An 11729-nucleotide genomic window follows, 5' to 3' on the forward strand; every position below is an offset into this window, starting at 1 on the left:
CCAAAACACTCACGAGACCCGACCCCCTCGGTACCGGCGCCCGTTGCTCGCCTCAAGTACAGGAAGGCCCCCTTCCTTGCGCCTAGGTACAGGAAGGGGGCCTTCCTGTACCTAGGTCGCAGCTAAATCCAGTACCCAAGACACTCTTGGCCGTAACGACCCAAAACACTCACGAGCCACCTCACGAAGCGGGCTTAGTCCGATACCGCGGACTGGTCGAGTGCCATTCGAACCCGCCGCCCATCCACCCACGCAATCCGCGCAGGAATCGTTGCAGTTCGACGGAGGGCACCGCGAGCAGCTTCTCGTGCGCCGCCTTGAAGTCCCGTACGACGTCGTTGTGCAGTTCGACGGTGATCGCCGTGGCCTCCTCGATCGTGCACTTCCGATCGTCGGCGATCAGCACCACCGCGTTGCAGGGCGGCGATTCGTCCTGCAGATCCTTGGTGACCGAATGCAGATCGTTGACGAGCACGGCCGCGGTACCCGCCTGGATCGCCGCCTCACGAACCCGCGGGTCGTAGTAGAGGTTCGACGTCAGTTCATAACCGCCGAGGACGTCGATCAACGTCATCGACGTGTAGAAACTGTCGTGCTGGCGGGCGGCGAGATACTCCCACGCCGGCGGGTATTTCCCGCTGTGGCGCCAAGCCGCGTACGCCGTCCAGCTCACGAACATCGCGAACGTCGAGTAGCAGATGCGGTTCACCTGCGCGGCCGTCCCGGACGCCCTCAGGTACTCGGTGCTCGAGTTCAGCGCCACCAGTACCCGGTCGGCCCGCAGCGTTTCGTCTAGGTCGCGGCTGAACTCGCCCAGCGACGGCACCGGATCCATGGCGGCCATCGCCAGCGCGAGCTTGGGCGGCAACTCCGCGGGCACCGCGCCGAGTGAGGTGTCGTCGGCGTAGAGATCGTCGGCCGCCCACCAGGAGGCGTTGAGCTTCGCCGAGATCAACAGCCTGTCCGGATCCTCGCAGTCCGGGTGGGCGAGCATGACCAGCCTGCCGAAGCCCGCCTTCCCGATCTGCTCACACTCTTCCTCGTCGAACCCGCAGTCACCCGCCCACGCGATCAGGCGCCGGTCGACCTCCTCGCCGAGCGGGTCGTTGATCCGATCGGTGACGGGGCAGTACAGCGGCGGCGCCGAACCGTCACCCCACGGCCTGAACGCGTACCCGGGATCGAGGCTGGGCTCGGGCCCCGGCGGCGTCGGGATCTCCGTCGCCGCCGGGGGGTGTGCGAGCCGCGCGGCCAAACGCGCGGCGGACGTTCCCAGTCCGCTCGGGCCACCCAGAAGCGTGGCCAGAGCGCCGTGTTCCGTCATCGCAGTCACTCCGGTGGTCTCGGCAGGCGGGTGCTCAGACCCGGTCCGCGGCGATGAGCAAGTAGTGGAAGCTGCCTTCGCGGTACGCGTCGAGGAACGGGCCCTCGATACCGGTGGCCACCGACGACTTCTCACGCAGTTCCCAATACGGGATCGTGTCCGGTGTCAGGTCGACCACCGAAATCGGCACCAGCCCGTTCGCCGTCATCGCCTTGAAGTACTGGCTGCGCGGGTGGATGTTGCAGGTGTAGTGCTGGTCGATCTGCGCGACGGCTTTGGACCGTCCACCCGTTACGTCGTTGTAGCAGCCGGTGATGGTGACGTAGCGGCCGCCGAACTCCAGTTGCCGCGCATGCTCGGCGAACAGTTCGAACAAGTCCACGTACATGGTGCTCTCGTTGTTCCAGATTCCCTTGCGCGATCCGGTTTCGAAGCCGGTGTCGAGCATGTTGCGGAAGTGGTACCGCACCCGGTCGGCGACGCCCCGCCGGTCCGCCTCCCGGTTGGCGAACTCGACCTGCTTCTCCGAGATCGAGATTCCGTCGACGTGGCAGCCGAACCGCGCGTTCGCCATGATGCTGGACCCGCCGCGTCCGCAGCCGGCGTCGAGGAGCCGATCGTCCGGTTTGACGTCGCCGAGGTGATCGAGCAGGACGTCCGCCTGCGCGGTCTCCAGCCGGTGCATTTCGGCGATGATCCGCTCGTCACGGGTGTCCGCGGGGCCTTCCAGCACCGACCAGTCGACCTCACCGATCCCGTAGTGGTGGTGGTACAGCCCGTCCACGTCACCCAGCCGCAGGTTGACCGGGTCTTTCTCCTTGTTCCAGTACGACGCCACCGACTTCTGGTACTCGGTGCGCAGAACCTTGGTGGGAGCCGGGGTACGGGCAATGGTCACGTGCGTGGTCCTTTCTGAGGCGTTCGCTGTCGTGGCGGGGTGAGGAGTCAACGCGCGACCTCGACGTTTTCGAGGACGCCCAACGCGTCGGGCACGAGTACGGCGGCCGAGTAGTAGGTGCTCACCAGATAGGTGGCCACCGCCTGCTCGGTGATGCCGTCGAACCGCACGTTCAGTCCGGGCTCGTGCTCGTCGGGGAGTCCGGTCTGGTGCAGCCCGATCACCCCGTTGTCCTCCATCCCGGTCCGCATCGCGAGGATCGACGAGGTGCCGGAGTCGGTGATCGGGATCTTGTCGCAGGGCAGCAGGGGGACCCCGCGCCACGCGGCGACGACCTTGCCGTCGACCGTGGTGCCCTCCGGGTACAGGCCGCGTTGGGTGCATTCGCGGCCGAACGCGGCGATCGCACGCGGATGGGCGAGGAAGAACTTCGTCTTGCGGCGGCGGCTGACGAGTTCGTCCATGTCGTCCGGGGTCGGCGGACCGGACCGGGTCTGGAACCGCGACTTGAGGTCCGCGTTGTGCAGCAGCCCGAACTCGCGGTTGTTGATCAGGTCGTGTTCCTGCCGCTCGCGCAATGCCTCGATGGTCAGCCGGAGTTGCTCGTCGAACTGGTCCATCGGCTCGTTGTAGAGATCGGTCACCCGCGTGTGCACCCGCAGCGTCGTCTGTGCGACGGCCAGGTCGTACTCGCGGGGCGAGATCTCGTAGTCGACGAACGTGCCGGGCAGCGGCGGTTCGCCGTCGTGCCCGGACGACATCCCGATCTCCGCCTCACCCCTGGCGTTCTGCGGTTTCGTGCCCAGCGCCAGCATGTCCTGCACGTGACGGCGCATCGCCTCGGACCGGCCGTTGAGGTCGGCGAAGTCGTCCGCACGCAGGGTCAGCACGGTCACCGGGGTGACGGCTTTCGCGGTGAACGGCCAGTTCCGGTCGATGCCGGCGAGCATCTCGTCACCGAAGTGGTCGCCGTCGGCCATGCTTCCGACGGACGCCTCGTTGCCGTAGGCGCCCGGCGTCACCTTGGCGATTTTGCCGTGTGCGACCAGCACGACCTCGTCGAGCGGCGAACCGTGGTTGACGATCGTCTCGCCGGGCTGGTACTCGTGCTGCACGAACCGGTCGGCGAGCGCGGTGAGCGTGTCCTCGTCATCGAAACCACGCAGCAGAGCCAATTCCGCCAGTTCCTGCGGGACGACCCTGACCTGGGTGCCGACGTTGGTGAAGCTCACCCGCCCATCGCCGATCGCGTACGTGAGCCGCCGGTTGACCCGGAAGGTGCCACCGGTGGCCTCGACCCACGGCAGCATCTTCAGCAGCCACCGCGGTGTGATGCCCTGCATCTGCGGCCGCGTCTTGGTGGTGGTCGCCAGGTTTCGCGCGGCCGCTGGACCGAGACTGAGCCGCCGGTCGGTCTCCGGCGTCGTGGCGGTCATCCTTCGCGGCCGAGTTCGGCGGCTTCGAGCACGGCCAGCGCGTCCGGGACCAGCACCGCGGCGGAGTAGTACGTGCTGACGAGGTAGGAGATGATGGCCTGCTCGGAGATCCCCATGAAGCGGACGTTCAGGCCGGGCTCGTACTCGTCGGGCAGGCCGATCTGACGCAGGCCGACGACGCCCTGGTTCTTCTCGCCGGTGCGCATCAGCAGTACCGAACTGGTACTGGTCGTGCTGACCGGGATCTTGTTGCACGGCAGGATCGGGACGCCGCGCCACGACGGCACCTTGTGCCCGCCGAAGTCGACACCGGTCGGGTAGATGCCCCGCTTGCTGCACTCGCGGCTGAACGCCGCGATCGTCCGCGGATGCGCGAGGAAGAAGCCGGGTTCCTTCCACACCAAGGAAAGCAGGTCGTCGAAGTCGTCAGGGGTCGGCGGGCCGGTGCGCGTCGCGATGCGCTGGGAGAAATCGGCGTTGTGCAGCAGGCCGAAGTCGGTGTTGTTGATCATTTCGTGTTCTTGACGCTCGCGCAGCGCCTCGATGGTCAGACGGAGCTGTTGCTCGGTCTGGTCCATCGGCTGGTTGTAGAGGTCGGAGACCCGGCTGTGGATCCGCAGCACGGTCTGGGCGACGCTCAGTTCGTATTCGCGCGGCGCGGTCTCGTAGTCGACGAACGTGCCCGGCAGCAGCGGTTCACCGTCGTGCCCGGACGAGATGTCGATCTCGGCTTCGCCGAAGTCGTTGGAGCGCCCCGTGTCCTGCGATGCCTGTGCGATCTGCGCCTGCAGGGATTCGGATTGTTCGAGCACGTGCTCGAAGGCCTGGCGGGTCAGCGTCAGCACGGTACAGGCGGTGGCCGCCTTCGCGGTGAACTCCCAGATGCCGTCGGCGTCGACGAGGGCCTGTGCGCCGAAGTAGTCGCCGTCCTTGACCACGCCCAGCCCGGTCTCGTCACCGTAGGGGCCGGGACCGGTCTTGGTGATCTTGCCGTGTGCGATGAGGTAGACCCGGTCGGCCCGGTGTCCGAATTCGACAAGTACGTCGCCCGCCGAAACCTCCTGCTGTACAAAACGGCGAGAGAGTTCTTCGAGGACTTCTTCGTCGTCGTAACCCTTGAGCGGCTTCAGTTCGCCCAGTTCCGCCGGGATCACGCTCACTTCGGTGCCGACCTTCGAGAACGTCACCCGTCCGTCGCCGACCGCGTAGCTGAGCCGCCGGTTGACCCGGTAGGCGCCGCCGTTGACCTGAACCCAGTCGAGCATCTTCAGCAGCCACCGGGACGAAATGCCCTGCATCTGCGGAACGGATTTGGTCGTGGTCGCCAGGTTTCGGGCGGCGGCCCGGCCCAAACTCAGCTGCGGATTTCCCGCCCCCTGGACACCTTCGGCGGAAGTGTCCGATTCGGTCACGGTCACAGCAAGGTCCACCCTTCGATAGTCGCGTGAACTGTACAAAGATCACAAACTTGCGGTGTGCCGGTATTCCCCGAGGTGGCGGCCCCGCAGGGATCAACATAGCAAGGTGTTTTGCCCGCACAAGCGCACTTTCGGGTAATGGAAAAAGGCCACCCGAATGCCGATTCCGGCATTGTTCGAAACGCTTTCTTCATCGTGACCCGGCCGTTGAATAGGCCTACACAATCGGTCCAGCGATTGTTCTGGGGTGTTAGGCGACGCCGCCCCGGGACTCCTCGCGGTACCACCGATGCGGCTGTTCGAGTGGGACGGCCGACCTCTTTCGTGTCGCCTGCCCGCGCTTGTCCGGCGATGGCTTGACAGACAGCGACGAAACAGAGGGTTGCGTTCCGACACTCCGTCGTGTCAGTCGTCCCAAGTGAACCCTCCGTACTTGTGCGCCTGGATCACGGCTTGCACCCGCATGACGACCCGGAGCTTGGCCACTATCCGTCCGACGTGGACTTTGACTGTGCTCCAGTACCGCCGAACGAGCCGAACCGGCACCTTGATGATTGTTCAGCGGAGGCTGTACTGTTCGGGCTGTGCTGACATGTGAAACGCAGGGTGCCGCGCTCGCCCGGCTGGGCCGCGCCCTCGCCGACCCGAACCGGTGCAAGATCCTGGTCGCCCTGCTCGAAGGTGTGAGCTATCCCGGACAGCTGGCCGAGCAACTCGGGCTGAGCCGCTCCAATGTGTCCAATCACCTCGCGTGCCTGCGGGGCTGCGGGCTGGTCGTGGCCACCTACGAAGGCCGCCAGGTCCGCTACACGCTGGCGGACGCGCATCTCGCCCGCGCGCTGCGGGAACTGGTGCAGGTCGTGCTCGCCGTCGACACCGCCGAGCCGTGCGTGGACGACTCCAGCCTTCAGGTGACCCGGTGACCAGTACCTGCACGGACGGCTGCTGCACGACGACGTCCACAGTGGACCCAGGACGCCGGGCAGTACTGTCGCGCCGGGTCCGGCTCCTGGTCGCCGCGACCATCACCTACAACGTCGTCGAAGCCGTCATCGCCATCGCCGCCGGCAAGATCGCTTCGTCCACCGCGCTGATCGGCTTCGGACTGGACTCGGTCATCGAGGTCGCCTCGGCCACGGCGGTGGCCTGGCAGTTCTCCGGCAAGGACCCCGAAGCCCGCGAGCGGACCGCGCTGAAGGTCATCGCGGTGTCCTTCTTCGCGCTGGCCGCCTATGTCACCGCTGAATCCGTGCGTGCCCTGTTCGGCGCCGATCCCGCCGAGCACTCCACGGTCGGCATCGTGCTGGCGGCGGTCTCGCTGCTGGTGATGCCGTTCCTGTCCCACGCCCAGCGCCGTGCCGGGCGTGAACTCGGCTCCGCGAGTGCCGTCGCGGACTCCAAACAGACCTTGCTCTGCACCTACCTTTCCGGTGTGCTTCTCGTCGGGTTGCTGCTCAACAGCCTCTTCGGCTGGTATTGGGCGGATCCGATCGTCGCGCTCGTCATCGCCGCCGTCGCCGTCAAGGAGGGCCGCGAGGCCTGGCGCGGTGAGCACTGCTGCTGAAAGGAGCGCCATGACCCCGCCCGCACGGTGGAACCGGTACTGGGATGGCAAATCCCGGACCTACGACCGGGAAATGCGGTTCTGGGACCGGAAGCTGTTCGGCGACTCCCGGGCGTGGGCCTGCGGCCAGGCCACGGGTGACGTCCTCGAAGTCGCCGTCGGCACCGGTCTGAACCTGCCGCTCTATCCCGAGACCGTCACCCTCACCGGCATCGATCTCAGTGACGGCATGCTCGATATCGCCCGTTCCCGCGCCGGACGCCTCGGGAGCACGGTGACCCTACAGCGGGGCGACGCCCACGACCTGCCCTTCGACGTCGGCTCGTTCGACACGGTCGTCTGCACCTTCGGCCTCTGCGCCATTCCGGACGACGGCAAGGCGCTGGCGGAAATGGCCCGTGTCCTGCGGCCGGGTGGGCAGCTCATCCTGCTCGACCACATCAAGAGCTCGTCCCGCGTCGTCCGCGGCCTGCAATGGCTCGCCGAGAAGGTCACCGTGCCCATGGCAGGCGAGCATTTCCTCCGGCGCCCGCTGGACAAGATCGCCGCTCTCGGGCTGACCGTCGAGCGCCGCGAGCGGTTCAAACTCGGCCTCGTGGAGCGGCTCGTCGCCCGCAAGTGAACCGTGTCATCGGAATTTCATCGCCGTCGCCGATCCTCGTGGAGTGACCTATCCCCAGCAATCCGCTCCCGTCTGGCCGCGGTACCCCGTCGCGCCGCCGGAGAAGTCCCCGAACGCGGGACTCATCGTCGGCCTCGTGGCCGCCGCGCTCCTCGCCGCCGGCGGGGTGACCGCGGTGACCATGGCGATCGTGACCAGCGGCGGCGCTCCCGCCGTCGACCCCGATCCCTTCTCCGCGCAGGCCGGAGACTGCATCTCGGCCGACGAGGACGCCGGCAGCAACGGCGAGTTCAGCGGCGGCGCCGTCCGGGTCCACTGTTCGGACAGCGCCGCCAACTATTCGGTGCTCGCGCAGCTCAAGTCGGGCACCGGCGCCGACTGCGCCTCCGTCCCTGGCTATGAGTACGGCAATCCCGTCGTCTACGACTTCAAGTCGGGACAGTCCAGGGAACTTTGCGTCATGCCGAAGGACTGAGTGATCCCAGCACCACGACGCCGTCGTCGTCCGAGTAGAGCATGTCGCCGGGTGTGAAGGTCACTCCCCCGAAGCCGACCGGGACGTCGATCGCGCCCGCGCCGGCCTTGGAACTTTTGCGTGGGTTGGTGCCGAGCGCTTTGACTCCGAGCGGGAGCGCGGCCAGTTCGGCGCTGTCGCGGACGGCGCCGTTGACGACGACGCCTGCCCATCCGTTGTCGACAGCGGATTTCGCGATCATGTCGCCGGTGAGCGCGCTGTGCAGTGAGCCGCCGCCGTCGATCACGAGGACGCTGCCCTCGCCCGGCGTGGCCAGCAGCTGTTTGACCAGGCCGTTGTCCTCGTGGCAGGAGACCGTCCGGATCGGACCGGAGAACGTCCGGTGCCCGCCGAACTGGCGGAACTGGGTGTCGCAGACGCGGAGCCGGTCGCCGTATTCGTCGACGAGGTCGGCGGTGGTGAAGGAATCGATCACGGCGCCTGAGTGTAGGTGTTCGCCGCTGCCTCTATCGCGTTGCCACTGGCGGGAACACCGTGTCCAGGACGTGGGTGAGGATGGCGGCGGGGTCGGCCGCCGGGGCGATCGTCTGCCGAAGGGCGAGTCCGATACCCAAGGCGCCCAGCATGACGACGGCTTGGTGCAGCGGCATGGCGGATTCGAGGTGCAGGCGCCGGGAATGCTCGTCGAGCAGGGCGACGACCTCGTCGTCGTGACGGTGCTGGATGGCGGCGATCAGGGCCGCGGTTTCGGGTTGTCGCGCCGTCGCGGCGAGCACCTCCGCGGCCGCCGCGGTCCATTTCGCGGCGTCCTTGTCCGCGACGTCGGCGGGGTGCAGCGCCGCGATCACGTCATCGCGGGTGGTGGCCAGGGCGAGCGCTTCCCGCAGCCCTTGCAGGTGGCTTTCCGCGCCGGCTTCGATGATCGCCAGCCACAAACCTTCCTTGCCGCCGAAGTGTTTGTAGACGGCGCCGCGGGTGTAGCCGGCCTCGGCCGCGATCTCCTCGATGGTCGCCGCCAGGAAACCGCGCCGCAGGAACACCCGGTGTCCGGCGTCCAGCAGGTGTTCGTGGGTGCGCTCCTGCTGCTCGGCCCGTGTCAGCCTGGTCATCGCCCGCCTGTTCAGTAACAGAGTGTTTCTGGAAACACGATGTTACTGTACTGTCCGGTTCATGGAGTTTCTGGCCCCTATGGCCGCGTTTCTCAGCCTGCCGCTCTTCCTGGCGGGGTTCGCTTGGTACGCCGTACGTGCCCGCCGCTGCGGCAGTGGCCAGTCGTTGATGGGGCCGTTCGAGGAGATCTGGGATCCGATCGCGTACAAAACGAATATCGAGATCCAGATCGAGGCGGAACGGAGCCCGGAGGCACCCGCACCCAGCGACCCACCCGATGGCCGCCTCAATATCCGACGGTGAAATGCCGCTCCAGCCCGGGATTCTCGAGTTCGTCGACGATGGCGATCGCGAGATCCTCCGCGGAGATCCGGGACGAGCCGTCGGCCCCGGTGACGATCGTGGTCGTCCCGCGCCGGTAGGTCCCCGTCCGAACGCCGGGTTCGAGGATCGCGGGCGGGCTGAGGTAAACCCAGTCACCCGCGTGCGCTTCGCAGGCCTGAAGCTGCGTGGTGCTGGCCGAGGCGATGGTCCGCCACTCCGGCGGCACGAAGGCCGGGTCGTCGATGACGAGTCCGCCGGACGGCGAGCGCAGTGGCCCGGCGCCGCCGATGACCAGGAGCCGGGTGCCCGCCGCGGCGTCGAGCAGGGCTTTGAGGGTGGCGGCGACCGTGTCCTCGCCGCCGGGCGCGGGTCTGGTCGCGCTCACGATGGCGTCGGCGCCGGAGAACACCCTGTTCATATGGTCGACGTCGGTGGCGTCGCCGCGCGCGACGTCGACCTCGGGATGCGGGGATTTCGCCGTGGTGCCGCGGAAGACGGCGGTGACGTGATGGCCTCGGGCGTGGGCTTCGGTGACGACGCGGGAGCCTGCCATGCCCGACGCCCCGACTACGACGATCTTCATCGGACGATGCCTTCCTTCTTGGTCTTCGGGACGATCTGGCCGGCGACGATCGAGGCAAGGGCGAGGGCGAAACCGGCGAGCTGGACCGGGCCGAGGCTCTGTCCGAGCAGGGCGGCACCGAGGACCGCGGCGACCATCGGCGAGAGCAGCCCGAGGACGGCGACCGAGGTGACCGGCAGGGCCGTGATGCCGCGGAACCACAGGACGTAGGCGAGCAGACCGCCGATCAGGCCGAGCCACAGGTAGCCGAGGGCCGCGCCGAGGTCGATGGCGGGCGGTGCGCCTTCGAACAGGAAGGTCACCGGCACGAGGAACAGGCCACCCGCGGTGAGCTGCCACGAGGCGAACGCGGTCGGCCCGACGTCCGCCGGCCGCCCCCACCGTTTGGTGAGCGTGACACCGAGCGCCATGGTCGCGGCGCCGCCGAGTCCGGCGAGGATGCCGACGAGGTCGAAGCCCGCCGCGGGACCGATGACGACCAGCCCGACACCGGCGATCCCGACGATTCCCCAGGCGAATCGCCAGGCGGACGGGCTCTGCCGCAGAACGGCCACGGCGAGGACTGCGACGAGAAGCGGCTGGGCGGCGCCGAGGGTGGCCGCGACACCGCCGGGTAGCCGTTCCGCGGCGACGAACAGCAAGGGGAAGAACATCCCGATGTTGAGGACGCCGAGTGCGGCGGCTTTCAGCCACCAGGTGCCGCGCGGCAGGGTGCGGGTGAAGGCCAGGGCGATGAGGCCGGCCGGCAGGGCACGCATGAGGCCCGCGAACAGCGGGTGCCCGGCAGGCAGGAGTTCGGTGGTGACCACGTACGTCGTCCCCCAGACCATGGGGGCGAAGGCGGTCAGCGCGGTGCCGGAGAGACCGGCGGTGAGGGGCGAGGTCGTCAGCGTTTTCACGCTTCTCAGCATCGGCGCTGACGATCGATGAGTCCAACACATGTTTGTCACCTGATCCATCTTGATTCAAGATAGATCCATGGAGCTTCAGCAGATGCGGTATGTCCTCGCGGTCGCCGAGACCTCCAGCTTCACGCGTGCCGCGGAACGGTGCCTCGTCGTCCAGTCGGCGTTGAGCCATCAGATCGCGCGGCTGGAACGGGAACTGGGCGCGCGGCTGTTCGAACGCACGAGCCGCCGGGTGCGCCTGACCGCCGCGGGCGAGGCCTTCCTGCCCGCCGCCCGTCAATGCCTCGACGCGGCCGAACGGGCGGGAGCCGAGGTCGCCGCGGCCGTCGGCGAGATCCGAGGGCGGCTCACCGTCGGCGTGATCCCGACCGTCGCGGCGGTCGACGTCCCGGCCGCGTTGCAGACGTTCCACCGGCGGTATCCGCACGTCCGGATCGGGCTGCGGGTCGGGGCGAGCGGGCATCTGGTGGAGCAGGTCAAGGACAGTGCGATCGAGGTCGCGATCCTCGGCCTCCCGGTGTCGGACCGCCCGGAAGGCGTCGGCACCTGCGAACTGGCACGTGACAACCTGGTCGCCGTCGTGGCGCCGGGACATCCACTCGCCGAGGCGTCCGAAGTGGACTTGCACAGACTCTCGACCGAGGTGTTCGTGGACTTCCCGGCCGGCACGGCGGGGCGCGCCCAGACGGACCAGGCGTTCGCCGCCGCACGGTTGACCAGGGAAGTCGCGTTCGAGGTGACCGCCGCCGACTTCATGGCGCGGCTCATCCACCAAGGGCTGGGCGTCGCGATGCTGCCCTCGAACTACGTGCCGAACCTGAGCGGGGTGGTGAGCGTCCCGGTGACGGACGCGCCAACGCGGATCGAGCATTTGGTGTGGAACCGGTCCACGGTGACGCCCGCGGCGAAGGCCTTCCTCGAGGTGCTGGGGGTCGTGAGCGGCGGTTCTCTTGAGGGGTAAGGCAAAGGTGTGTGGGGGCAACTCGCCGCGTCCTCCTGGTCGGTGTCCTCGGTCGCGGGCGTGTCTTGAAGGGCCCCTTTGAGACGTTGATCGTCTCAAAGGGGCC

General features: G+C 67.7%; 14 protein-coding genes. 6 read left to right on the forward strand and 8 right to left on the reverse strand.

What is annotated here, in order from left to right; genetic code table 11:
- Positions 1 to 181: 181 nt before the first annotated feature.
- Genes AB0M65_RS36945 through AB0M65_RS36960 form a run of 4 tightly spaced genes read right to left on the reverse strand, consistent with a single transcriptional unit; the run spans position 182 to position 5076 of the window.
- Positions 182 to 1324: a family 2 encapsulin nanocompartment cargo protein terpene cyclase gene (locus AB0M65_RS36945; protein ID WP_364038833.1), complete on the reverse strand. Its 1143-nt coding sequence runs from the start codon at positions 1322 to 1324 to the stop codon at positions 182 to 184.
- Positions 1325 to 1358: 34 nt separating this feature from the next.
- Positions 1359 to 2222, reverse strand: coding sequence for a geranyl diphosphate 2-C-methyltransferase (locus tag AB0M65_RS36950; protein ID WP_364038836.1), 864 nt, complete (start codon positions 2220 to 2222; stop codon positions 1359 to 1361).
- A 47-nt stretch (positions 2223 to 2269) separates the two neighbouring features.
- Entirely contained in the window at positions 2270 to 3658 is a 1389-nt protein-coding gene (locus AB0M65_RS36955; RefSeq protein WP_364038839.1) for a family 2B encapsulin nanocompartment shell protein, read from the reverse strand.
- Complete coding sequence (locus tag AB0M65_RS36960; protein WP_364038842.1) at positions 3655 to 5076, reverse strand: family 2B encapsulin nanocompartment shell protein; 1422 nt, start codon at positions 5074 to 5076, stop codon at positions 3655 to 3657. Before AB0M65_RS36960 ends, AB0M65_RS36955 begins: the two co-directional genes overlap by 4 nt.
- Positions 5077 to 5660: 584 nt before the next feature.
- On the opposite strand from AB0M65_RS36960, the gene AB0M65_RS36965 reads away from it, so the two are divergent.
- From AB0M65_RS36965 to AB0M65_RS36980, 4 genes are read left to right on the forward strand one after another with little or no spacing between them, the layout of a single operon-like run.
- Positions 5661 to 5999 carry a metalloregulator ArsR/SmtB family transcription factor gene (locus AB0M65_RS36965; protein ID WP_364038845.1) on the forward strand — a complete coding sequence of 113 codons (339 nt, stop codon included), beginning with the start codon at positions 5661 to 5663 and terminating at the stop codon, positions 5997 to 5999.
- Positions 5996 to 6640, forward strand: a complete 645-nt coding sequence (locus AB0M65_RS36970; RefSeq protein WP_364038848.1) for a cation transporter — start codon at positions 5996 to 5998, stop codon at positions 6638 to 6640. Before AB0M65_RS36965 ends, AB0M65_RS36970 begins: the two co-directional genes overlap by 4 nt.
- A gap of 10 nt (positions 6641 to 6650) precedes the next feature.
- A complete protein-coding gene (locus tag AB0M65_RS36975) occupies positions 6651 to 7262 on the forward strand; it encodes a class I SAM-dependent methyltransferase (RefSeq protein WP_364038851.1) in 612 nt (203 codons plus the stop codon).
- A 43-nt stretch (positions 7263 to 7305) separates the two neighbouring features.
- The gene (locus AB0M65_RS36980; protein WP_364038854.1) at positions 7306 to 7737 is read left to right on the forward strand and encodes a hypothetical protein; all 432 of its coding nucleotides are present in this window, start codon (positions 7306 to 7308) and stop codon (positions 7735 to 7737) included.
- Here the strand turns inward: AB0M65_RS36980 and rraA are convergent.
- Together rraA and AB0M65_RS36990 are read right to left on the reverse strand one after the other, a co-directional pair.
- The gene (rraA, locus tag AB0M65_RS36985) at positions 7721 to 8212 is read right to left on the reverse strand and encodes a ribonuclease E activity regulator RraA (RefSeq protein ID WP_364038857.1); all 492 of its coding nucleotides are present in this window, start codon (positions 8210 to 8212) and stop codon (positions 7721 to 7723) included. The two genes, AB0M65_RS36980 and rraA, sit on opposite strands and share 17 nt — an antisense overlap.
- Before the next feature lie 31 nt (positions 8213 to 8243).
- Complete coding sequence (locus tag AB0M65_RS36990) at positions 8244 to 8846, reverse strand: helix-turn-helix domain-containing protein (RefSeq protein WP_364038860.1); 603 nt, start codon at positions 8844 to 8846, stop codon at positions 8244 to 8246.
- Between the two features lie 61 nt (positions 8847 to 8907).
- Here AB0M65_RS36990 and AB0M65_RS36995 point away from each other — a divergent pair, with 61 nt between their 5' ends.
- Positions 8908 to 9150, forward strand: a complete 243-nt coding sequence (locus AB0M65_RS36995) for a hypothetical protein (protein ID WP_364038863.1) — start codon at positions 8908 to 8910, stop codon at positions 9148 to 9150.
- Here the strand turns inward: AB0M65_RS36995 and AB0M65_RS37000 are convergent.
- Both AB0M65_RS37000 and AB0M65_RS37005 read right to left on the reverse strand, forming a co-directional pair.
- Positions 9134 to 9754, reverse strand: a complete 621-nt coding sequence (locus AB0M65_RS37000) for an NAD(P)H-binding protein (RefSeq protein WP_364038866.1) — start codon at positions 9752 to 9754, stop codon at positions 9134 to 9136. The two genes, AB0M65_RS36995 and AB0M65_RS37000, sit on opposite strands and share 17 nt — an antisense overlap.
- Positions 9751 to 10653 (reverse strand): EamA family transporter, encoded by a 903-nt coding sequence (locus AB0M65_RS37005; RefSeq protein ID WP_364038869.1) that lies wholly within the window; start codon positions 10651 to 10653, stop codon positions 9751 to 9753. The genes AB0M65_RS37000 and AB0M65_RS37005 overlap by 4 nt, the downstream gene beginning before the upstream one ends.
- 79 nt (positions 10654 to 10732) lie before the next feature.
- On the opposite strand from AB0M65_RS37005, the gene AB0M65_RS37010 reads away from it, so the two are divergent.
- Positions 10733 to 11623 (forward strand): LysR family transcriptional regulator, encoded by an 891-nt coding sequence (locus AB0M65_RS37010; RefSeq protein ID WP_364038872.1) that lies wholly within the window; start codon positions 10733 to 10735, stop codon positions 11621 to 11623.
- The last annotated feature ends 106 nt before the right edge of the window (positions 11624 to 11729 follow it).

This window comes from Amycolatopsis sp. NPDC051071 (genome assembly GCF_040682875.1).
Taxonomy (GTDB): Bacteria; Actinomycetota; Actinomycetes; order Mycobacteriales; family Pseudonocardiaceae; genus Amycolatopsis.

Bases quoted from the DNA above. Each gene is read 5' to 3' on its own strand.
- AB0M65_RS36945 (WP_364038833.1), bottom strand. From the start codon at position 1,324: ATGACGGAACACGGCGCTCTGGCCACGCTTCTGGGTGGCCCGAGCGGA.
- AB0M65_RS37000 (WP_364038866.1), bottom strand. From the start codon at position 9,754: ATGAAGATCGTCGTAGTCGGGGCGTCGGGCATGGCAGGCTCCCGCGTC.
- AB0M65_RS36990 (WP_364038860.1), bottom strand. From the start codon at position 8,846: ATGACCAGGCTGACACGGGCCGAGCAGCAGGAGCGCACCCACGAACAC.
- AB0M65_RS36995 (WP_364038863.1), top strand. From the start codon at position 8,908: ATGGAGTTTCTGGCCCCTATGGCCGCGTTTCTCAGCCTGCCGCTCTTC.
- AB0M65_RS36975 (WP_364038851.1), top strand. From the start codon at position 6,651: ATGACCCCGCCCGCACGGTGGAACCGGTACTGGGATGGCAAATCCCGG.
- AB0M65_RS36955 (WP_364038839.1), bottom strand. From the start codon at position 3,658: ATGACCGCCACGACGCCGGAGACCGACCGGCGGCTCAGTCTCGGTCCA.
- AB0M65_RS37010 (WP_364038872.1), top strand. From the start codon at position 10,733: ATGGAGCTTCAGCAGATGCGGTATGTCCTCGCGGTCGCCGAGACCTCC.